Genomic DNA, 21,107 nt, shown 5'->3' on the forward strand with positions numbered 1-21,107 from the left:
CGACCCCAGCCTACCTCGAAGGGGGGTCTGCGACCGTCGAGTTTCCTCGCCGTCGGCGCTTAAGAAGTCCGCTTCTCCGGGAATGCAACTACCATAACTGGGTGGTGGCAAAGATCGATGACCGGCCGGAGTCGAGCCTGCACGCCGCGTTCGATCGCTCGGACGTGCACCGCGGCTCGCCGGACAAGCAGCTCGTGGCGTGGTTGTCCGAGCTCGACGTCGGCGTGATCGAAGTCGACGCCGAGCAGCGCGTGGTGCGCGTCAACGGCGCAGCGGAGCGGCTGACCGGCTGGTCGATCGTCGAGGCGCGCGGCGCGCTGCTCGATCGCGTGCTGCGGCTGATCCCGGCGGCGGGGACGACGAGCGGAGATCCGGACATCGACGTCGGAGAGATGACCGAGCTGTTCGACGAGGGCGCGCCGGCGAAGGCCGCTCCGCCGCCCGCGCTCACGCCGCGGCGCGAGCCGGTGGCGCCGCTCGCGCCGGTGATCATCGACGAGGGCGCGCTGCGCACGCCGGGCGCGCCGCTCGCCGCGCCGGACGCCGCCGCGGCAGGTAGACCGACGTCCGCGCGGTACACCGCGCTGCTCGAGCGCCGCGACGGCTCCGTCATCCCCGTGCTCCACACGATCGGCGCGCTCGCGGGGCGCCCCACGCGCGAGAGCCAGCGCGACTCGAGGCCGCCGCCGCCCCCGCCCGGACAGATCATCCTCTTCCGCGAGCTCGGCGCGCCGGGGCCGTTGCCGATCCACCCGGCCAAGCCCCGCTACGACGCGCTGACGCGGCTCCTCGATCGGTACGCGATCATCGATCGCATCGAGGAGGCGCTGAACGACTGCAGGGCGAACAACACGCCGTACGCGCTCTGCTACATCGACCTGGATCGCTTCCGGCTCGTGAACGCCACCTGCGGGCACGAGGCGGGCGACGATCTGCTCCAGTGGGTCGCGACGCGCGTGCACGAGATCGTCGGCCCGAAGGACGCGGCCGGGCGGATCGGCGGCGACGAGTTCGTCCTCTTGCTCGCGGACAAGAACGAGCGGGAAGCGGAGCGGATCGCGCGCGATCTGCAGATCTGCCTGCTCGAGTTCCGGTTCGGGTGGGCGGAGAAGACGTTCTCGATCGGCGCGAGCATCGGGCTCGTGGTGCTGACCCCGCACTTCGAGCGCGCGGTCGACGTGCTCGGCGCCGCCGATCACGCGTGCCGGATCGCGAAGGAGAACGGGCGCGGGAGGCTGCAGGTCTACCTCGACGACCAGCAGATGACGACGAGCCGGCGCTCGATGCAGTGGGTCGCGAGCCTGCAGCGCCACCTCGCCGAGGGGCGGCTCCGGCTCTACTCGCAGGGCATCCACCCGCTCATCAAGCCGGGCGCGGCGCACACCCCCCGCGGCGCGCACTTCGAGGTGCTCGTGCGGCAGCTCGGCGAGGACGGCCGGTTCTACTCGCCGGTCGGCATCATCCAGGCGGCGGAGCAGAGCGGCCTGATCCACGTGATCGATCGCTACGTCGCGCGCCAGGCGTTCCGGCTCATCGGCGCGCTGCCGCAGCACGCGCTGAGGCGCCTCGACACGTGCTCGATCAACCTGTCGGGCGTGTCGCTGCTGCGCGAGGGCCTGCTCGACTTCCTCGTCGAGCAGCTGCACCGGGCGCAGGTGCCGCCGAGCAAGATCTGCTTCGAGATCACCGAGACGGCGGCGCTCGCCAACCTCGGCGAGGTGCTGTGGTTCATGCAGGAGCTCGGCGCCATGGGGTGCCGGTTCGCGATCGACGACTTCGGCAGCGGGCACGCGTCGTACGGCTACCTGGAGAGCCTGCCTGTCGACTACGTCAAGATCGACGGCATGTTCGTGCGCGATCTGAAGGACAACTCGCTCCACCGCGCGATCGTGGAGTCGGTGCACCGCATCGGCGACACGCTCGGCATCAAGACGGTCGCCGAGCAGGTGGAGAACCAGGAGATCGCCGAGCTGCTCACGTCGATGGGCATCCACTACGCGCAGGGGTGGCACTTCGACAAGCCGCAGCCGCTCGTGGACCTCTGCGGGTCCCTGCGCGCCCAGGGAGAGCCGAGCATCCCGGACGCGACCGGCTCGCCGGAAGGCCGCTGACGCGATCGCGGCGGGCGCGCGGCCGCGCCGCCCGCCGGGCTCGCCGCGCGATCCGCTGGATCCTACCTAAAAGAGGAGCGCCGACGACGTCGTGAGCGTGACGCCTGCGGCCTGCATCTCGGCGAGCGCGGCGGCGACCCCGGCCTCGGTGATGCCGGCGACGGCGTCGGTCAGGAGCGCCGTGCGGTAGCCGCGCTGGGCGAGGCCGAGGGCGGCGGCGCGGACGCAGTAGTCGGTCGCCACGCCGTAGACGACGAGCTCCGGCGCGTCGCCGAGCGCCGCGGCGAGGTCGCGCAGGAACGCCTCGGCGAGCGGGTTCGCGAAGAGGCTGTAGACCTCCTTCTCGAAGTAGACCGCGTGGCTCCGGCCCGCCGCGAGCTCGCGCACCGCCGCGTCGATGGGCGCGCGCTCCACGTTCGGGAGGAAGCGGAAGCGCGGCGGCAGCGTCCCCTCGACCTTCAGCCAGCCCGGCGTCCCCTTCACGCAGTGGTCAGGGAAGCCCGGCTTGCCGCCCTCGGGGGCCGGCGTGTCGTTCGACGCGAACTCCCACGCGTCCCACGCGTGCGAGTCGACCGAGCCGACGATGGGGATCCCGTGCGCGACGGCGTGCTCGGTGAGCCTCCGGAACAGCGCGTTCGGCGAGCCCTGCACGTAAAGCGCGCCGGTCTCCTCGCAGAAGTCCCGCTGGACGTCGACGTCCACGAACACCCTCGGGGGCGATGATTGCCGCGTCCATTTACCGCTCGCCATGTGCTCGTCTCCTGTCGTGGGGGGAGCGCGCGGCCGCGGCCGCGCACGCCAGGGGTCTCGCTCGCTACGGGTGTCCTGCGCCGGAGACGACGCGGGCGCGCACCGCCTCCACGAGCGCGCCGAGCCGCGGCGACACCTCGGCCGCGAAGGGCGCGCCCGGCTCGGGCTCGTCGTCGATGGAGAGGAGCGCCTCCGGGAGCCCGGCGAGCTGCGCGCGCGCGCGCAGCCGGACGGCGTCGAGCCCCTCGCGCGGCGCGACCCGGGCGCCGCGCGCCATCACGGGCGCGAGCAGCGGCTCTGCGTCGGGGCTCATCGGCTCGCCCTCGAGCGCGATCACGTCGCGAGCCAGCTTCCCCGAGCGATCGCGGAAGCGGTGCACCTGGTGCGCGCCCGGCAGCGTCGCCTTCCCTTCCGAGAACTTCGCGATGGGCGTGCGCTCTCCGCCGGCGGCCCGCTCGACGTCGCCGATCTCCACGAGCTTGTAGACGCCGCCCAGCGCCGGAGCGTCGATCGACGTCACGAGATCCGTCCCGACGCCGTAGAGGTCGATGGGCGCCCCGGCGCGACGGAGCTCGGCGATGCGGTGCTCGTTCAGATCACCCGAGGCGACGATCTTCGCCGACGTGCAGCCTGCGTCATCCAGGATCCTGCGCACGGCCACGCTGAGCGCGCCGAGGTCGCCGGAGTCGAGCCGGACCCCCTTCAGCTTGTCGCGCGCGATCGCCGCGGCGCGCGCCGCGCCGACGAGCGTGTCGTAGGTGTCGATGAGCAGGATCGCCGCGCTCGGGAAGACGGCGACGTAGGCCTCGAACGCGGCCTGCTCCGTCGGGTGGGCCATGGTCCACATGTGCGCGGCCGTCCCGAGCACCGGGATGCCGAAGCGCATCCCGGCCTCGACGTTGGAGGTGCCGACGCAGCCGACCGCGTACGCGGCGCGCGCCGCGTCGATCGCCGCCTCCGGGTGGGCCCTCCGGGTGCCGAACTCGATGACCCCGGCGTCGCCGGCGGCCAGGACGATCCGCGCGGCCTTCGACGCGATCGCGGTGGCGTGGTTGATGGCGGACAGGGCGAACGTCTCGATGAGCTGCGCCTCGATGAGCGGCGCCGTGACGCGCAGGACCGGCTCGTTCGCGAAGAACACCGTCCCCTCGGGGATGGCCCAGACGTCGCCGTGGAAGCGAAAGTCCCGCAGGTAGCTGCAGAACGCCGGCGTCATCGCGTCCGCGAGGGCGGGCAGCGCGCTCAGATAGGCGATCTGCTCTTCGGTGAAGCGGAGCTCCTCAAGGTAGCGCACGACCCGCGCGAGGCCCATCGCGACGAGGAAGCGCCGGTGCGGCGGAAGCCGCCGCACGAAGAGCTCGCACGTCGCGACGCGCGAGGCCATGCCGCGGTGGAAATAGCCCGCCGCCATGGTCAGCTGGTACAGATCGGTGTGCAGCGCGTCCACAGATCATGGCTAGAGACGCTGGAGGTACGGGTCAACCCGAAGATGGCGTGACGTGAGGCGGTGAGCCGGCCATCCTCACGATCGGGCCACAGGCCGCTGCCGGCAGCGCCCCCGCGGCGGCCGCGGGTGGACTAAGCTCCGCGGCGATGGCGGCGAAGATCCTGGACGGCAAGGCGATCGCGCAGAAGGTCCGCGACGAGGTGCGGGAGGGGGCGGCGCGCTTCGCGGCCGCCCACGGTCGGCCCCCCGGCCTCGAGGTGGTGCTCGTCGGTGAGGACCCGGCCAGCGTGACCCATACGCGGAGCAAGGAGAGGATGTCGAACGAGGTCGGCATTCGAGGCCGGCTCCGCACGCTCCCTGCCGCGACGACCGAGGCCGAGCTGCTCGCGTGCGTCGCGGAGCTCGACGCGGACGACACCGTCGACGGGATCCTCGTCCAGCTGCCGCTGCCGGCGCACATCCGCGCGCACGCCGTGCTCGACGCCATCGACCCCGCGAAGGACGTCGACGGCCTCCACCCGATGAACGCAGGGCTGCTCGCGATGGGCCGCCCGGGCGCCATCGCGCCGTGCACGCCGGTCGGCTGCATGCGCCTGCTCGCGGAGGCGGGCGTCGAGCTCGCCGGCGCCCGCGCGGTGGTGGTCGGGCGGAGCAACCTCGTCGGCAGGCCGATGGCGCAGCTGCTGCTCGCGCGGCACGCGACGGTCGCGATCGCCCACACGCGCACGCGCGATCTGAAGGCGCTCTGCCGCGAGGCCGACGTCCTCGTGGCCGCGGCGGGCAAGGCGAAGCTCATCGGCGGCGACTGGATCAAGGAAGGGGCCACGGTGATCGACGTCGGCATGAACCGCGACGACGCGGGCAAGCTGGTGGGCGACGTCGATTTCGACGCCGCCAGGGAGCGGGCCGCCTGGATCACGCCGGTGCCCGGCGGCGTCGGCCCCATGACGATCGCCTCGCTGCTCGCGACGACGCTGCGCGCCGCGGAAGCGCGCGTCGCGAAGCGGTAGCGCCGCCGTGACCAGGGAGCACGCGCCCGCGCCGCAGCGCGACGCCGACGCGGAGGCCGCCTCCGCCGCCGAGCGCGCCGCTGCGTTCGTCGCGCGCGAGACGGCCGTCGCCTGTCCGCCGTTCGTCCCCGAGGTCAGGCTCCACCTGGCGACCGAGGTCACGCCGCTCTGGCACGCGACCGAGGCGGCGCTCGCGCGCGCGGGCGTGCCGCCGCCGTACTGGGCGTTCTCGTGGGCAGGCGGGCAGGCGCTCGCGCGGTACCTCCTCGATCATCCCGCGACGGTCGCCGGCAAGCGCGTCCTCGACCTCGCCTCCGGCGGCGGCGTCGTCGCGATCGCCGCGGCGCTCGCCGGTGCGGGGCGCGTGAGCGCCGCCGACATCGATCCGTTCGCCGCGGCGGCGCTCCGGCTGAACGCGGCCCTGAACGGCGTCACCGTCGACGTGATCACCGAGGATCTCACGGCGAGCGCCGCGACGACCGCGTGGGACGTGATCGTGGCGGGCGACGTCTGCTACGAGCGCGCGATGGTCGACCGCGTGCTCCCGTGGCTGCGCCAAAAGGCCGCGGGCGCCACCGCGGTGCTCGTCGGCGATCCCGGCCGCGCCTATTGCCCCTCCGAGGCGATCGAGGAGCTCGCGCGGTACCTCGTCCCCACGCCGCTCGACCTCGAAGGGCGCGAGCAGCGCGAGACGCGGGTGCTGCTGCTGCTGCCGCGCCCTTCGGACCGCGGCGAGGGGCAGCCCAGCCCGTAGGCGGCGTCCGGGGGCGCGTCGCCCCGCGGGCCGAGGCGCCCGCCCCCTACTCCTCGCTGAGCCGCCCTCCGTTCAGCCGGCGCACGTGCCCCCCGATCGCCGCCGCGAAGGCCGTGTCGTTCGTCGTGAGGAGCGTCGCCTTCCCCTCCGCGCGGCGCTGCTCGATGAGCTCCAGCACCGTGCCCGCCCCCTCGGCGTCCAGCCCATTGGTCGGCTCGTCGATCACGAGCAGCCAAGGATCGCCCACCAGCGCCGCGAGCAGGAGCGCGCGCTTGCGCTGACCGAACGACAGCCCGGAGAGCCGCTGCCGGTAGAAGGCGGCCGCGCCGAGCCGCTCGATCCACGCGCGCCACACACCGTCGAGCGGCGGCGCCAGCTTGAGCGCGCGCACGAGGGCGCAGAGCTCCGCGACCTGGAGATCGGGCAGCGCCTCGGTCGCGTCGGGCGCGTAGCCGAGCCGGCGCCGCGCCGAGGCCGCGGCGCCGTGGACGGCCTCCCCCGAGAGCGTCACGGCGCCGCGATCGGGCTCCAGCAACCCGACGACGACGCGCAGCAAGGTCGATTTGCCGGCGCCGTTCTCGCCCATCACGACCGCCACCTCCGAAGGTCCGCAGCGGAGGTCGACGCCCGAGAGCACGTCCCTGCCCGAGAGCCGCTTGTGGATCCCCGTCGCCTCCAGCGTCACAGCGCCCTCCCCTCTCCTGCCGCCGCGCCGCGCCCGCGGCGCGGGGAGATCCAGCGCGCCCCGACGGGCCCCGCGAGCAGCGCGGCCGCCGGGGCGAAGGCCGCGAGCGCGAGCTCGCCCAGCGTCCACGCGGCCGCGATCGACGCCGCGATCGCGGCGAGCACCGAGAGCAGCACCCGGCTGCTGTCGCGGCCGTCTTGCCGAACGGACCACCGGACGCAGCCGAGCGCGATCGCGGCGAGGAGCAGCCCCGCGAGCCCCGCGCCGCCGACCAGGCGCAGCGCCAGCGACGGCGCCGCGCCGGTGAGCGCGCCGACCACCGCGCCGTGCCCAAGCGCGAGCGCCGCGAGCGGCGCGGCCACCGCCGCGGCGACGGCGCCCGCGCGGAGCCCGGCCGCCGTGCCGCACGCGTCGAGGAGCCACGCGAGCCGCCGCTCCTCGCGCAGGACCGGACCGGAGAGGCCAGCGCCCGCGCAGAGCGCGACCGGCGCGAACGCGACGAGCGACGCCGCCGCGAGCGGCTCACCCCCGAGCCGCCCGCTGTTCCGGGCCCAGGCCGCCGCGGCGAGCGCGCCGATCGCGGCGAGCGCGAGGCCCCGCACGAGCACCGCGCGGTGGCCGCGGAGGAGCGCCGCCAGGTAGGCGAACGAGAGCGCGACGAGCGCGGGCGCCGCCGATGGGATCATCGAGCGCTCGCGGCCGGCAGCGACCTCCGGCGCGCGGACGACGGCCGCGCGCAGCCCGACGGCGAGCGCCGGCGCGGCGCACGCAAGCAGGACCGACGCCGGGGCCCCGAGCGCGATGGCGCCCGCGAGCAGCGCGAGAGCCGAGAGCTCGCGCGCCCCGCGCGGCCGGGCCAGGAGCATGCAGCGCGCCGCCAGCGCCGCGGCGCAAGCGGCGCAGCCGGCGAGCGCGCCGGCGCCGACCGCCCAGAGCGCCACCCACGGGAGCTCCGCGACGGCGAGGAGCAGCGCATGAGCCGAGAGCAGCTCGCGGCGCGGGACCGGCAGCGCGCGGAGAAAGAACGTCGCCGGAGCCCCGAGCAGCGCGCGCGCCGCCGGCGTCCCGACGAGCAACCACGCTCCCCACAGCGCGACCCGGAACAGGGGCGACTCGCCCGCGAGGCCCGTGAGCTGCGACGGGTGCATCCCGTTGCCGCCGAACACGACCGCCGCGACGAGGCCCATGCCCATGTACAGCGGCATGGCGCGCGCGAAGGCGTCCTTCCCGGCCGTCGAGACCAGGACGCGCAGGACGAGGGCGAAGCGGCGCAGCACGCCACGTGCTTGTACCCCACGGCCGCCCGGATGCTCCCCTCGGAAGCGCATGCGCCACCGGCGCAGGCCGGCGCTGCCGCTCCGCGCCCGGCGCGCCGCCCGTCCCCCTGCCGCGCTGGCCAGCGCAGCGGCCCTCCCCGCCCGCGTGGCCGATGTCGCGGAGCGCGCCGGAAGCAGTAGACTCGACCGGGTGAGCCGCTCCCCTGGGCGCCGCGGCGCCGACCCATCGCAGCTCTCGCTGTTCGGTCCAGCGCCGGAGCCCGCCGCTGTCGAGGCGGCGCGCGAGCGCGACGCGATGGCGGCGGTCTACGACGACGCCGCCCGCCTGGCGGCGCGGCTACCGCCGGGGCTCCACCTCGGCACGAGCTCGTGGAGCTTCCCCGGCTGGCAGGGCCTCGTGTACGCCGCGCGGCACAGCACGGAGGAGCTCGCGCGCGATGGCCTCGCCGAGTACGCCCGGCACCCGCTGCTCACGACGGTCGGGATCGACCGCAGCTTCTACGCCCCCGTCCCCGACAGCGATTTCCGCCGCTACGGAGCGCAGCTGCCGGACGGCTTCCGCTGCGTATCGAAGGCGCTGCACGCGGTCGTGTCCCAGACGCTGGAGCGATCGCAGACCCCGCCGGGCGAGGACGAGGGGCGCAGCGCGGGCCCCGCTCGCCTCGAGCCGAACCCGGATTTCCTCTCGGTGCCGCTCTTCCTCTCGCGCGTCGCCGCGCCGCTGCTCACGGTCTTCCGGGCGCACGCGGGGCCGGTGCTGCTCGAGCTGCCGCCGGTCGGCCCGCCCCACCGGCTCCCGCCTCGCGCGTTCTTCGAGCGGCTCGACGCGTTCCTCGGCGCGCTGCCGCGCGAGCTCTCGTACGCGGTCGAGCTCAGGGAGCGCGCCTATTTCACCGGCGAGTACCGGGAGATCCTCGGCGCCCGCGGCGTCGCCCACGCCTACAGCTACTGGCGCAACATGCCGTCTCCCGGGGCCCAGGCGGAGGTCGTGCCCGTCTCGAACGCCCCGTTCGCGGTCGTCCGGCTCTCGCTCAAGCCCGGCCGCCGCTACGAGGCGGAGAAGCGCCGGTTCCACCCGTTCAACCGGGTGGTCGAGCCGGATCCCGAGATGCGCGCGGAGGTCGCGCGGATCCTGTGCGAGGCCGCGGCGCTGCGCATCGAGAGCTTCACGCTCGTGAACAACAAGGCCGAGGGCTCGGCGCCCCTGACCGTGCGCGCCATCGCCGAGGACGTCGCCGCCGCGTGGCGCGCGCCGACGGCGCCCACGACGACCGCCGGCGGGTGAGCCCGACCAGGGCAGGACGGAGCGGGCCGGAGCGACGCGCGCGCCTGCGCCGTGGAGAGGACAGGCTGGAAAGGGTCGCCGTGCGGGCGGCCTCGGGGCCGGCGCTGCGCATCCCCCCGGCTACCGCGCGCGAAAAGGACTCTCCTCGCCGCACCATCCGTGCAACACCTCGTGCGCCACGGCCCGAACGCCGGCGCGCCGGCCGCGGCAGAGGACGCGCACAGCGCTTGGAGGTGCCCAGTGAAACCCAGTGAAGCTCCGGCCCGCGCCGATGTGGTCATCGTCGGCGCCGGCCACAACGGTCTCGTCGCCGCGGTCCTCCTCGCCCGCCGCGGGCTCGACGTGGTGGTGCTCGAGGAGAAAGACGCGGTCGGCGGCGCGGTGAAGACCGAGCACCCCTTCCGGAACGCGCCGGGCCTCGGCGTCTCTAGCGGCGCCTACCTGCTCGGGCTCGCCCCCCCCGAGCTGCTCCGCGAGGTCGGCGTCACCCTCCCCCTGCGGCGGCGCGATCCGCACTATTTCCTCCCGACCACGGACCGGCGCTACCTGCTCTTCGGCTCGGATCAGGCCGCGATGAAGCGGCAGTTCCTGGAGTTCTTCTCCCAGGCGGACTGGGACGCGAACAGCGCGCTCCAGGCCGAGCTCGCCGCGCTCCGGGACGACATCGCCCCGACGTGGCTCGAGGAGCCGCTCTCCATCGAGGAGACGGCGGAGCGCTACGTGCGGCCCGCCCTCCGGCAGACGTTCGTGGCGCTCTGCCGGGGCACGATCTCCGACTACCTCGCGCGGTTCGGCTGGAAGAGCGACCTCCTCCAGGCGATGTACGCCGTGACCGACGCCTTCTCGGGGCTCGCGGGCGGCTTCGAGTCGCCCGGCACCGGCATGAACTTCCTCATCCACAACATGTGCCGCCTCCCCGGCGCCGACGGGACCTGGATGATCGTCGAGGGCGGAATGGGCACGATCTCCCGCCTCTTCGCCGAGAAGGCGAGGGCCGAGGGCGCGACGATCGTCACCGGCGCCCGCGTCGCGCAGATCGAGTCGTCCGGGGGCGCCGTCTCCGGCGTGCTCCTCGAGGACGGCGCGCGCATCGCCGCGAAGGTGGTCGTCTCGAACGCCGATCCGTACCGCACCCGCGCGCTCGCCGGCGAGGCGGCGATCGGGGCCTCGCTCTCGGCGCGGCTCGGCGCGCTCGCGAAGGACGGCTCGACGCTCAAGGTCAACATGGCGCTGACCGGACTGCCCACGTTCACGTGCCTCCCGGAGGACCGCGGGCAGTTCGGGCCGACCATCCACCTCCTGCCGGACGAGGACGTCGTGATGGACACGCTGCGGCAGGCCCACCGCGACGCGATGAGCGGGCGCCTCCCGGAGTTCCCCGCGATCGAGTGGTACTTCCACACGCCGATCGACCCGAGCCTGCGCGACGCGGAGGGCCACCACAACGCGGCGCTCTTCGTGCAGTGGGTGCCCTACGCGCTCGCGAGCGGCGAGACGTGGGACCAGGCCGCGCCGCGCTACGTGAAGCACCTCCTCGCGATCTGCGATCGCTTCGCGCCTGGGATGAGCGACCTCGTGCTGGAGACGTTCACGCTGGCGCCGCCGGACATCGAGCGGCACTTCGGGATCACGAAGGGGCACATCCACCACATCGACAACAGCTTCGGCTTCGCCGATCGCGTGCCCTACCGGTTCGGGCTCGCCGGGCTTTACTCGTGCAGCGCGGGGACGCACCCGGCCGGGTCGGTCATCGGCGCGGCGGGGCACAACGCCGCGAAGGCCGCGCTCGCCGACCTCGGGAAGTGAGCCGCGCGCGGCGGTCACGCCGCCGCGCGCGCGACCGTCCCCTTCGCCGTCACCACCGCCCGCTCGAGCGGCGCTCGGGCCAGCGCGCCCGGCCACACCACGCACCCGCGCAGCGCGCCGGCCCCCTCGACCCGCGCCCCCGCGCCGACCACGCTGCCCGCCACATCCACGCCCTCCGCGACGGACGCCCCCGGGCCGACGTAGCTCCGCTGGCCGCGCTGCGAGAGCCAGCGCGCGTTCGCCGCGAGGTAGGCGGCCGGCGCGCCGATGTCGTGCCACACGGCGGGCGCCGCGAACGTCGCGAGCGAGCGCCCCTCGCGCAGCCAAGGCAGGTACACGTCGCCCACCATGCACCCGCGCGGCGGCAGCCTTCGCCGGAGCGCCTCGCCGATCACGTGGACGCACACGAAGTCGCCGCCCGCGATCTCCTCGCCGAAGCGCTCGCCGCGCAGCCGCACCACCTCGCCCCGCGCCCCGACGCCCACCGTCCCCTCCCCGGCCGGCCGCGGCGCGACAGCGAGCGTCGCGCCCGCGCCGCGCGCCGCGTGCGCCGCCGAGAGCGCCGCCACGTCGAGGTCGATCAGGACGTCGCCGTTCCAGATGACCACATCGCCCTCGCCGAGCGCGCCCGCCGCGTTCGCGAGGCCCCCGGCGGTGCCTAGCGGCTCCGGCTCGTGCAGGACCTCGACGGGCACCGGGAACGCCGCGAGCAGGTCGCGCGAGAAGCGCTCCGCGAGGTGGGACTTGTTCACCACGGCGCGCTGGACGCCGCCCGCGGCGAGCCGCTCGGCGATGTGCGCGATGAGCGGCCGATCGCCGAGCCACAGGAGCGGCTTCGGCATCTCGTCCGTGAGCGGGCGGAGCCGGGTCCCGAGCCCCGCGGCCAGGATCATGGCAGAGGCCATGGCCGCGAGGATCCCCCCATCACGAGAAACTTTCAAGAAATCGAGGGCGAGGCGACCGCGCCCCGCGCCAGGGGAGCTCGAGGCCATCCAGCCGCCGGGAGCCGGCTCCCTCGTTCAGCTCACTCCCCCCGCTCGGGCAGCCCCCGCGCCGCGCGCTCGAGCAGCTCGTGCCCCGTCGCGTCCCCCTCCTCGAGGTGCGCGACGCCGATGCGGAGGGTCATCCGGAAGGGCGTCGTGGCTGCGCGCCGGAAGCGGTGCTGGCGCACCTTCTCGCCGAGCACCTTCGCGAACGCGGACGACCGGGTCCGGCCGATCCCGGGGCAGACGATCGCGAGGGTGTCGCGGCGGTAGCGCCCCAGCAGCCCGCCTTCCGGCACATAGATCCTGACGATGCGCGCGAGGTCGCCGAGGATGCGATCGACCCCCGCGCGCCCCTGCGTCTCCTCGACGCCCTGGAGCCCCTCCACGCTGAGCAGCAGCAGCGAGAGCCTCCTCGTCCGCTGCTCCTTGGCGCGCTGCACCTCTTTCTTCAGGAAAGCCCGGAGCCGCTCCTCGTGGACGACCGCGGCGAGGTCCTCGTCGCGGTGGCGTGACTCGCCGGCCTTGGGCCCAGGCTCCGGGGGCTTGGGCCCCGGGTCCGACGGCGAGCTGGCGCGCCGGTCGTCCGTCTCGCCCCCGCGGCTCTCGACCCCGCGGCGGGACGACGGCGGCGGGTTCGTGGGCCGATCGGGCGCCGGGGGCGGGGTCGACGGGGCGGGCGCGCCGAGCGCCTCCGCCATCAGCGTGACGGCCGCCGTCGCGCGCTCGAAGCGGTCCTTCGGGTCGATCGCGGTCGCCTGCTGGAACCACGCGTCGAAGGCGGGCGGCAGCCGGATGCTGCTGCGGCGCCGCGCGGCGCGGACGCTCGGCGGCTCGGGCAGCCCCGCCACCATCCGCTGGAGGAGCGCGTAGACCGACGGCAGGACGTTGGCCTCGGTCAGCCAGTACGGGCTGCCCACGAGCAGCGCGAAGGCGACGTGCGCGAGCGCATGGATATCGGTCTTCGGCCCGACGGCGACGTCGCCGCGGATCTGCTCGGGCGCCATGTAGAGGGGCGTCCCGACCATCGCCGTGCGGTCCGCCACGCTGCGGTGCGCCACGACCTTCGCCAGCCCGAAATCCAGGACCTTCACGCAAGGGGAGCCGTCGTCCCGCCTCGTCAGGAAGAGGTTCGCCGGCTTGAGATCCCGGTGGACGATGGCGGCCGCGTGCATCTTGTCGAGCGCGCGCGCGACCTGGCCCAGGTAGAGGACCACCTCGGCCGGCGGCAGCGGGCCGCGGCGCGCGGACAGGCTCGCGAGCTCCTCGCCCTGGAGCAGGTCCATGACGAGGAAGGGCATCCCCGAGTCGGCGTCGATGCCGGCATCGGAGATGTGGACGATGTGATCGCTCTCGATCGCGCCCGTGATCCTGGCTTCCTGGGCGAACCGGGCGCGCTGGGCCGGGTCCTGGATGGATCCGGGGAGCATCACCTTGAGCGCTCGGCGGCGGTCCGTGACCTCGTCCACGACCTCGTACACCGCTCCCATCCCGCCCGTCTTGATGGGGCGCACGACGCGGTACCGCCCATGGAAAGGCGTGTCGGGTCGGAGCTGCGCGAGGCTCGGCGGATCCATGGGGTGATCGCGGCCCTTGGAGCATAGATCGGACCGGGCCCTGTCCGGTCGCCGTTCGCGCCCCCGAGGTGGGGTGGGCAGCTGGTGTGCCTGAAAACTCGACGCCTCCGGCGGCCGCGTGGTAGCTCCGCCGGGTGGGTTCGTCTGCGCTCGCCGTCCTCTCCGCCGCGAGGCGGAGCTCCGCGCCCTGGGCCGCGGCCGCGTTGCTCGGCCTCGGCGCCGTGACCGTCATCACAGCGCCGAGCTGCGGCAACGACGCTGTGGGCGTCGACGCCTGCCGGCGCATCGAGCGTGCCCGGTGCGAGGCGGCCGCCGTGTGCCCGGAGTGGATCGGCTCTGGGGACGCCGAAGAGCGGGTGAACACCTGCGTCGAGTTCTACTGGGACCAGTGCCTGCACGGCATCGAGAGCGGCGCCGGCGGCGGCCCGGCCGCTGCAGAGCCGACGACCGCCCAGGTCGATGCCTGCGTCGCCGCCGTCGGCGAGGCGCGCGCCTGCGCCAGCGCGAAGGTCGCCTCCATGGCGGAGTGCTCCGCGGCGCCGCTCGCCGAGGGGATCGACCGCGCGATCAGCCCCTGCGTGGTGATCACCGCGCAGGCGGAGGCGCTCGAGGCCTGCGCGTTCGTGGCCGCCCCGAACGGCGGCGGCGCCGGCATCGGCAGCGGGGGCTCTGGCAGTGCGGGCAGCGGCGGCTCTGGCAGTGCGGGCAGCGGCGGCTCTGGCAGTGCGGGCAGCGGCGGCTCCGGCGGCGACAGCGCCGGCAACGGTGGCTCTGACGGCGCGGGCAACGGTGGCAGCGGCGGCTCCGGCGGCGGCAGCGCGGGCGGCGGTGGCAACGGCGGCTCCGGCGGGCCCTGATACCGCTGCAGGAAGGTCCCTCGGACCGCTCTCAGGCTGATCGCCCACCCCGCACCAACCTGCTAGGTTCAGGGAGGAGTTCGACCATGGCTACGCCGGCAACAGTCCACGTTGATGTGGAGCTCCCTTCCGATCTCGCGCAGCTCCGCCTCCCGGCGGGGGTCGATCGCAGGCTGCAGGCGCTCCTGGACAAGCAGGACCGCGGGGAGAAGCTGTCGGCGGATGAGGCCATCGAAGCCGAGGGGCTCGTCGATCTCGCCGAGCTGCTCAGCTTGCTGCGCCTCCGCGCATCGCGGAAGGAGCCTGCGCTGACGCGATGAGCCGCGACAGCGTGCCCGCGGCGCTCCAGCGTCGCGTCCGCAAGCGTGCCGCCGATCGATGCGAGTATTGCCGGCTCTCCCAGGTCAGCCAGGAGGCCGCGTTCCATGTCGATCACATCCAGCCGCGGCACGCAGGTGGCCTGACCACCCCGGAGAACCTGGCGCTCGCCTGTGTGTCGTGCTCCCTGCGCAAGGGAGCGCGGACCCATGGAGAGGATCCGACCACGGGCGACCACGCGAGCCTCTTCCACCCTCGCTGGGGTCGCTGGGAAGACCACTTCGACGTCACGAGTGATCTGTTGATCGCCGGAAAAACACCGACAGGCCGCGCCACGGTCGCGCTGCTCCGGATGAATCGGCCTCTCGTCATCGAGATTCGACGTGAAGAGGCGTTGCGGGGTCGATTCCCGTAGAGGGCGCCCGCTGCTTCCGCGAGCTCATTTCAAGCCTTGCAGCGGCCAGGCCCCCGGCGTCCAGGCGCAGCCGCGGCGCCGCCTCGCGCGGGCGGCGCATCGGGCAGCTCGCCCGCGAGCGCCGTCGTCCCCGGCGCCTCCTCCCGCCGGCCTCGCTCGGCCGCGCGCCGCGCCGGGCGCGGCGCCCGCGCAGCGGGGCCGCGTTTCATGTGGCGCCGTTCCCCGGCTTGGACTAGTGCCCCCTGCCGATGGGCCGAGCTCGAGCTGGTTTCGGAACCTTGTTCGCAGCGGATCGCGCGCGCGGGCGCTCCCCGCGACCCCGGGCCGTCCGGTGCGCCCTGGCGCTCGCCGTGCTCGCGCTCACGGCCTGCGCCGACGGGTCCAACAGCGACGACGACCTGCAGCTCGGGACGTCGGTGACCATCGACCCGCTCGCCTTCCTTGGCGACGTCCAGTGCTCGGGCTCGGACGAGCCGGAGGCCATCCGCAGCTACGTCGCCACGCTCACCGACAACAGCGCGGAGGGCGGGCCGTCCCCCCTCGCCTCGTCGCCGCCGATCTCCTGTGCGTGGAGCGTGTCGTTCACCTCCGTCGTCGAGGGGCACAAGTACACGGTCAGGATCGACGGCTACGGGGGGGAGTTCGCCGACGAGCTCACGCCCGAAGGTGGCGAGACCTCCGGGAACCCCGACATGCTGCTCCCCAACGGCGACAAGGCCGACCCGATCTGGACGTGGGAGTGCCCCGGCCCCGACCCCGACGCCCCGGACAGCGCCGGATCGATCGTGGCGGAGAAGGACGTAGAAATCGTCGTCCGGAACTGCGCCCCGCCCACCCGCTTCGAGCCCTGACCCTTCCGGCGCCCCCGTTGCGCCGCCTCAAGCTCCCGCCGCGCTGTCCAGCGCCCCCGCCCAGGACGCTCCTGCGCTCCCACCGCGCTGTCCGGCGCCCCTGATGCGCCCTCGGCAGCGCCTCGCGGCGTCCGCAGAGGAGCCGGCGGCAGGCCGCGATCCGCGCCCGCCGCGCGCGGGGAGGAACGCCCTCTGAGGCCGGCAAACCCTTTGCGCCAGCCTGCCCCTTGGAGTACCTGAACGCATCCGTCGCATCCCCTGAACAGCGTGGGTCATAGGGCGCGCGGCGAAGGCCGGGCTCCACCTCGTCGCTCGTCGATCGAGGCCAGGGCCGCTTCTGCCGCTCCGCTCGACGCTCGATCCGCGCTGGGATGGGCCTCTACGACGGGGGCCGAGCGCGCGCCGCGCCCGCCCCCCGCGCCTCGGGTGCAGGTCCCCCATGGAAGAGACGTCGAACATCCAGCAGAAGGTTCCGGTCAGCATCCAGGACGAGCTCCGGACGAGCTACCTCGACTACGCGATGAGCGTGATCATCGGCCGCGCGATCCCGGACGTGCGCGACGGCCTGAAGCCGGTGCACCGCCGGATCCTCTACTCGATGAACGAGCAGAAGATCGGCCCCACCGGCGCGCACAAGAAGTGCGCGCGCGTCGTCGGAGACGTGCTCGGCAAGTACCACCCGCACGGCGATCTCGCGGTCTACGACGCGCTCGTCCGGATGGGGCAGACCTTCAGCCTGCGCTACCCGCTCATCGACGGGCAGGGCAACTACGGCTCGGTCGACGGCGACTCGCCCGCCGCCATGCGGTACACGGAGTCGCGCCTGTCGCGCATGGCCGTCGAGCTGCTCGCCGATCTCGACAAGGACACCGTCGACTTCGTCCCGAACTACGACGACTCGGAGCTCGAGCCGAGCGTCCTGCCGGCGAAGTTCCCGCAGCTCCTGGTGAACGGCTCCGGCGGCATCGCCGTCGGCATGGCGACGAACATCCCGCCGCACAACCTCGGCGAGATCATCGACGCGACGATCGCGATCATCCGCAACCCCGACGTCACCCTGGAGGAGCTGCTCCACCTCGTCCCGGGCCCCGATTTCCCGACCGGCGGCCTCATCTACGGCAAGAGCGGCATCGTGCAGGCGTACACGACCGGCCGCGGCTCGATCACGATGCGCGGGCGCAGCCAGGTCGAGAAGACGATGAAGGGCGACCGCGAGCAGCTCGTCTTCACCGAGATCCCCTACCAGGTGAACAAGGCCCGGCTGGTCGCGAAGATCGCCGAGTGCATGAAGGAGAAGCGCATCGAGGGGATCAGCGAGGTGCGCGACGAGAGCGATCGCGAGGGGATGCGGATCGTCGTCGAGCTGAAGAAGGACATCTTCCCGCAGGTGGTCCTGAACCAGCTCTACCGGCTGACGGATCTCCAGGCGACGTTCGGCGTCATCAACCTGTCGATCGCGAACGGCCGCCCCGCGGTGCTGAGCCTGAAGGACACGCTCTCGCACTTCATCGAGCACCGGCGCGAGGTCGTGACGCGGCGCTGTCGGTTCGAGCTCCGGCAGGCCGAGTCGCAGCGCGAGCTCGTCGAGGGGCTCGGGATGGCGACGAGCGACATCGATCGCATCGTCGCGACGATCCGCGCGTCGAGCGATCCGGACGACGCGCGGGAGAACCTGCAGAAGCTGCCCCTCCGGGGGCTCGGCGAGTTCCTCCGGCGCGCCGGCCGGCCGGAGCCCGAGTGCGCCGAGGCCGACACGCGCGGCGACTACTTCCTGTCGGAGCGGCAGGCCAAGGCGATCCTCGAGATGCGGCTGTCGCGCCTGACCGGCCTCGAGCGGGAGAAGCTCGCGAAGGAGTACGGCGAGCTGTCGCAGACCATCGAGCGGCTCCGGGCGATCCTGGCCGACATGGGGCTGCTCATGAACGTGATCGTGATGGAGCTCGAGGAGATCAAGGCGCGCTTCGGCGACAAGCGGCGGACCGAGATCGTGCCGGCCGAGGCCGAGATCCAGATGGAGGACCTGATCCAGGAAGAGGACATGGTCGTGACCATCTCGCACGCCGGCTACCTGAAGCGGACGCCGACGTCGACGTACCGGGCGCAGCGCCGCGGCGGCAAGGGGATGGTGGGGATGGAGGCGCGCGAGGAGGACTGGGTGAGCCAGCTCTTCGTGGCGTCGACGCACTCGTACGTCTTCTTCTTCAGCGACAAGGGCAAGGTCTTCGTCAAGAAGGTCTACGAGATCCCGCAGGCGCCTCGGAACGCGAAGGGCCGGGCGATCGTGAACTTCGTCGGGATGGAGCCGGGGGAGAAGGTCGCGGCGATCACGCCGGTGCCGAGCTTCGACGGCGAGACGTTCGTGGTGACGCTGACCCGCCGCGGGCAGATCAAGAAGACGGCGCTCAACGAGTACGAGAACTACCGGGACAAGGGGATCATCGGCGTGCGGATCGAGGAGGGCGATCAGCTCTTCACGGCGGCGCTCACCGACGGCAAGCGCGAGCTCGTGATCGCGACGCGGAGCGGGATGAGCATCCGCTTCCCCGAGGACCAGGTGCGCCCGACGGGCCGCGCGACGATGGGCGTGAAGGGCATCGAGCTCGACGAGGGCGACGTGGTGGTGGGCCTCGGCGTGAGCGGCGACGGGCGCGACCGGGTGCTCGCGGTCTGCGAGCGCGGGTACGGCAAGCAGACGCCGCTCGAGGAGTTCCGGCTCCAGAGCCGCGGCGGCAAGGGCGTGATCCTGATCGACGCGAGCGAGCGGAACGGGCCGGTCGTCGGCGTCGCCATGGTGAGCCCGAGCGACGAGGTGCTGATCGTGACCGATCGCGGGCAGATGATCCGCACCAAGACGAGCGAGATCCGCGAGACGGGGCGCAACGCGCAGGGCGTGCGGATCATGCACGTCGGCCAGGACGAGCGGGTCGTCGCCGTCGAGGCCTTCGCGGCGGAAGCGGCCGAGGCCGAGGAGGGCGGGTCGACGCCGCCGGCAGCCGGCGCGGACGGGACCAACGGGGTCGCGGATCACGCCGGCGGGAACGGGAGCAGCGAGGTCAACTAGAGGTCGACCGGGCGCCGAGCTCGGTCGACGGCCCGTCCGCAGCCCCCGCCGCGCGACCGCCACACGAGGGGCCGACGGTGGTCCTCGGGTCGACCGGACGGGGAGCTCGGTGGCCGACGAGGGCCGCTAGCTCGGTCACGTGCTCGTCGTGGGCGCCCATCGCCACGAGCGCGTCGGCGAGCCGCAGGACGTACTCGACGTTCGAGCCGCTCGGGCCGTGCGACGCGAGCACCTGCGCGGCGATCTCGGGGAGCGGCGCAGCGCCCAGGTAATCGGGGTTATCCGGCGTGGCCAGGTACACGATGGCCGACCGGGCCGTGATCTCCGCCCGCACCGCCGCCCCGTCCACGAGGTGGAGCGGCACGTCGTGGCGCGCATATCCGCCCTTCTCGCGGTGGTCCAGCGCGCGGAGCACCTCGCCGAGCTCGGCCTCGCCAACGCGATAGGCCATCCCCCAGCAGAGGGCGCCAGGCGACGGGATGAGCGTGACCACCCGCCCGGGCGCCCCGGGGACGCCCCGATGGTCTGTGGACCCCTGCCAGAAGCGGCGGGCCCACCCCGTGATGTACCCGGGCACCATCTGCTCGAAGCGGAAGGCAGGCCGCCAGATCAACGAGCCGTAACCGAAGATCCACGCCTCGCGGTCCACGGGGCGATTGTACCAAACCGCGCCGGCCGTCAGCCGCTGCAGCTCACCCCTCCAGCAGCTCGAACCGGATCCCCGCCGCCTGAAGCCGCTCGATGAGCCGCTCCCCCATCGCGACGGCCGGCGTGATGACCCCGGCGCGCGCCGGCAGCCGCTCGCGGTCGAACGCCATGCAAAGCGCCGACTCCGCCACCATCTTGGCCGTCTCCGAGTACCCCGGATCGCCGCCGCTCACCCGCGTCACCACCTTGCGCGACGCGCTCTTCCCCTGGAAGGTCACCTGGAACCAGCTGCGCGCCCGCTCCTCCGCGCTCGGCCCCTCCCCCGGACTCCGCACCTTGCGGAGCAGCTCCCGCGTCGGTCCCACCTTGGCCAGCGCCGTGACCGCGCCGAAGCCGGCGATCCCCATCACGAGCTGCAGCCCGGACTTGACCTGCACGTTGTGGCTGTACTGGAAGTCGGGGCCGTAGGCGTCGAGCTCCCGCGCGCTCCGGAGCACGACGAGCGGATCGATGCTGGGCATCGGACAGAGCCATGCGCGCAGCCCCTTCTCGTAGCGGATGCGCGCCTTGAGCCCCCGCACCCTGCGCGCCCCGTGCGCGCCCTCGCCGCGCGCGGCGCCCTTCCTGGGGCCGGCGTGCGCCATGATCTCGAGCAGCGACTGCCAGGTGCCGCCGGAGAAGCTGCCGTGCGCGCGCACGATGCCCTCCACCACGATCGGCTCGCCCGCGGGGAGCTTCGTCACCGTGAAGAGCACCCCGAGGTCGTGCGGGATGCTGTCGAAGCCGCAGCAGTTGACGATCCGCACGCCCCGCGCGCGGGCAGCCTCGTGGTGGCGCTCGATGAGGCGGTCGACGAACCCAGGCTCTCCGGTGAGATCCGCGTAGTCGGTGCCCGCGCGGATGCACGCCTCGACGAGCGGCTCGCCGAGCGCCGTGTAAGGACCGACCGTCGTGATGACGACGCGCGCCTGGCGAGCCATGCGCTCGAGCGACGCCGCGTCGTCCGACGCCGCCTCGATGACGCCCAGCGAGGAGCACGCCGGATCGATCGCCTCCATCGCCGCCTTCACCTCGGCGAGGCGCCCCGCGTTCCGGCCAGCGATCGCCCAGCGGATGGGCCGCTCTTCTGCGCCACGGGCGGAGGCGTCCTTGCCCTTGGTGGCGAGATACTCGGCGACGAGGCGACCGGTGAAGCCGGTCGCTCCGAAGACGATCACGTCGTACGCGCGGTCGCTGGTCATGGGGGGCAGCCTTGATACCACGACCGCGGGC

Annotated in this window: 18 protein-coding genes; 10 read left to right on the forward strand and 8 right to left on the reverse strand. The window is 73.7% G+C overall.

Annotation, left to right across the window (positions count from 1 at the left end):
- Positions 1-104: 104 nt before the first annotated feature.
- On the forward strand, positions 105-2,111 hold the full coding sequence (locus WMF29_RS20230) for a putative bifunctional diguanylate cyclase/phosphodiesterase (protein WP_437330411.1): 2,007 nt from the start codon (positions 105-107) through the stop codon (positions 2,109-2,111).
- Positions 2,112-2,177: 66 nt separating this feature from the next.
- Here WMF29_RS20230 and WMF29_RS20235 read toward each other — a convergent pair whose 3' ends face one another.
- Positions 2,178-2,861 (reverse strand): cysteine hydrolase family protein, encoded by a 684-nt coding sequence (locus WMF29_RS20235; protein ID WP_437330412.1) that lies wholly within the window; start codon positions 2,859-2,861, stop codon positions 2,178-2,180.
- Positions 2,862-2,925: 64 nt separating this feature from the next.
- Positions 2,926-4,308 (reverse strand): nicotinate phosphoribosyltransferase, encoded by a 1,383-nt coding sequence (locus WMF29_RS20240; protein ID WP_437330413.1) that lies wholly within the window; start codon positions 4,306-4,308, stop codon positions 2,926-2,928.
- Positions 4,309-4,454: 146 nt separating this feature from the next.
- Here WMF29_RS20240 and folD point away from each other — a divergent pair, with 146 nt between their 5' ends.
- Entirely contained in the window at positions 4,455-5,318 is an 864-nt protein-coding gene (gene folD / locus WMF29_RS20245) for a bifunctional methylenetetrahydrofolate dehydrogenase/methenyltetrahydrofolate cyclohydrolase FolD (RefSeq protein ID WP_437330414.1), read from the forward strand.
- Positions 5,319-5,325: 7 nt separating this feature from the next.
- Positions 5,326-6,072: a class I SAM-dependent methyltransferase gene (locus tag WMF29_RS20250; protein ID WP_437330415.1), complete on the forward strand. Its 747-nt coding sequence runs from the start codon at positions 5,326-5,328 to the stop codon at positions 6,070-6,072.
- 46 nt (positions 6,073-6,118) lie between these two features.
- On the opposite strand, the gene WMF29_RS20255 is transcribed toward WMF29_RS20250, so the two are convergent.
- Both WMF29_RS20255 and WMF29_RS20260 read right to left on the reverse strand, forming a co-directional pair.
- A complete protein-coding gene (locus WMF29_RS20255; RefSeq protein WP_437330416.1) occupies positions 6,119-6,757 on the reverse strand; it encodes an ATP-binding cassette domain-containing protein in 639 nt (212 codons plus the stop codon).
- Entirely contained in the window at positions 6,754-8,034 is a 1,281-nt protein-coding gene (locus tag WMF29_RS20260) for a hypothetical protein (protein ID WP_437330417.1), read from the reverse strand. Before WMF29_RS20260 ends, WMF29_RS20255 begins: the two co-directional genes overlap by 4 nt.
- Positions 8,035-8,224: 190 nt before the next feature.
- Between WMF29_RS20260 and WMF29_RS20265 the strand changes: the two genes are divergently transcribed.
- The gene (locus WMF29_RS20265) at positions 8,225-9,319 is read left to right on the forward strand and encodes a DUF72 domain-containing protein (RefSeq protein ID WP_437330418.1); all 1,095 of its coding nucleotides are present in this window, start codon (positions 8,225-8,227) and stop codon (positions 9,317-9,319) included.
- 240 nt (positions 9,320-9,559) lie between these two features.
- Positions 9,560-11,125, forward strand: coding sequence for a phytoene desaturase family protein (locus WMF29_RS20270; protein WP_437330419.1), 1,566 nt, complete (start codon positions 9,560-9,562; stop codon positions 11,123-11,125).
- A 14-nt stretch (positions 11,126-11,139) separates the two neighbouring features.
- Here WMF29_RS20270 and WMF29_RS20275 read toward each other — a convergent pair whose 3' ends face one another.
- Together WMF29_RS20275 and WMF29_RS20280 are read right to left on the reverse strand one after the other, a co-directional pair.
- On the reverse strand, positions 11,140-12,030 hold the full coding sequence (locus WMF29_RS20275; RefSeq protein ID WP_437330420.1) for a nucleotidyltransferase family protein: 891 nt from the start codon (positions 12,028-12,030) through the stop codon (positions 11,140-11,142).
- 119 nt (positions 12,031-12,149) lie between these two features.
- Positions 12,150-13,685 (reverse strand): protein kinase domain-containing protein, encoded by a 1,536-nt coding sequence (locus tag WMF29_RS20280; RefSeq protein WP_437330421.1) that lies wholly within the window; start codon positions 13,683-13,685, stop codon positions 12,150-12,152.
- 134 nt (positions 13,686-13,819) lie between these two features.
- Here WMF29_RS20280 and WMF29_RS20285 point away from each other — a divergent pair, with 134 nt between their 5' ends.
- From WMF29_RS20285 to gyrA, 5 genes are all read left to right on the forward strand, one after another.
- Positions 13,820-14,542 carry a hypothetical protein gene (locus WMF29_RS20285; protein WP_437330422.1) on the forward strand — a complete coding sequence of 241 codons (723 nt, stop codon included), beginning with the start codon at positions 13,820-13,822 and terminating at the stop codon, positions 14,540-14,542.
- An 86-nt stretch (positions 14,543-14,628) separates the two neighbouring features.
- Positions 14,629-14,862 carry a hypothetical protein gene (locus tag WMF29_RS20290; protein WP_044965251.1) on the forward strand — a complete coding sequence of 78 codons (234 nt, stop codon included), beginning with the start codon at positions 14,629-14,631 and terminating at the stop codon, positions 14,860-14,862.
- Entirely contained in the window at positions 14,859-15,275 is a 417-nt protein-coding gene (locus tag WMF29_RS20295) for an HNH endonuclease (RefSeq protein WP_437330423.1), read from the forward strand. Before WMF29_RS20290 ends, WMF29_RS20295 begins: the two co-directional genes overlap by 4 nt.
- A gap of 278 nt (positions 15,276-15,553) precedes the next feature.
- Positions 15,554-16,126 carry a hypothetical protein gene (locus tag WMF29_RS20300; RefSeq protein ID WP_437330424.1) on the forward strand — a complete coding sequence of 191 codons (573 nt, stop codon included), beginning with the start codon at positions 15,554-15,556 and terminating at the stop codon, positions 16,124-16,126.
- 439 nt (positions 16,127-16,565) lie between these two features.
- A complete protein-coding gene (gyrA, locus tag WMF29_RS20305) occupies positions 16,566-19,187 on the forward strand; it encodes a DNA gyrase subunit A (RefSeq protein WP_437330425.1) in 2,622 nt (873 codons plus the stop codon).
- Here the strand turns inward: gyrA and WMF29_RS20310 are convergent.
- Complete coding sequence (locus WMF29_RS20310; RefSeq protein WP_437330426.1) at positions 19,180-19,836, reverse strand: gamma-glutamylcyclotransferase; 657 nt, start codon at positions 19,834-19,836, stop codon at positions 19,180-19,182. The two genes, gyrA and WMF29_RS20310, sit on opposite strands and share 8 nt — an antisense overlap.
- A gap of 43 nt (positions 19,837-19,879) precedes the next feature.
- Positions 19,880-21,076, reverse strand: coding sequence for a saccharopine dehydrogenase family protein (locus WMF29_RS20315; RefSeq protein ID WP_437330427.1), 1,197 nt, complete (start codon positions 21,074-21,076; stop codon positions 19,880-19,882).
- Between the last annotated feature and the right edge of the window lie 31 nt (positions 21,077-21,107).

Origin of the sequence: Sorangium sp. So ce381, assembly GCF_051473845.1 — a bacterium.
Classification (GTDB): Bacteria; Myxococcota_A; Polyangia; order Polyangiales; family Polyangiaceae; genus Sorangium; species Sorangium atrum.

What these genes read in the sequence shown, in the direction of transcription:
- WMF29_RS20235 (WP_437330412.1), bottom strand. Translation starts at nt 2,861, where the DNA reads ATGGCGAGCGGTAAATGGACGCGGCAATCATCGCCCCCGAGGGTGTTC.
- folD (WP_437330414.1), top strand. Translation starts at nt 4,455, where the DNA reads ATGGCGGCGAAGATCCTGGACGGCAAGGCGATCGCGCAGAAGGTCCGC.
- WMF29_RS20275 (WP_437330420.1), bottom strand. Translation starts at nt 12,030, where the DNA reads ATGGCCTCTGCCATGATCCTGGCCGCGGGGCTCGGGACCCGGCTCCGC.
- WMF29_RS20280 (WP_437330421.1), bottom strand. Translation starts at nt 13,685, where the DNA reads ATGGATCCGCCGAGCCTCGCGCAGCTCCGACCCGACACGCCTTTCCAT.
- WMF29_RS20290 (WP_044965251.1), top strand. Translation starts at nt 14,629, where the DNA reads ATGGCTACGCCGGCAACAGTCCACGTTGATGTGGAGCTCCCTTCCGAT.
- WMF29_RS20295 (WP_437330423.1), top strand. Translation starts at nt 14,859, where the DNA reads ATGAGCCGCGACAGCGTGCCCGCGGCGCTCCAGCGTCGCGTCCGCAAG.
- gyrA (WP_437330425.1), top strand. Translation starts at nt 16,566, where the DNA reads ATGGAAGAGACGTCGAACATCCAGCAGAAGGTTCCGGTCAGCATCCAG.
- WMF29_RS20315 (WP_437330427.1), bottom strand. Translation starts at nt 21,076, where the DNA reads ATGACCAGCGACCGCGCGTACGACGTGATCGTCTTCGGAGCGACCGGC.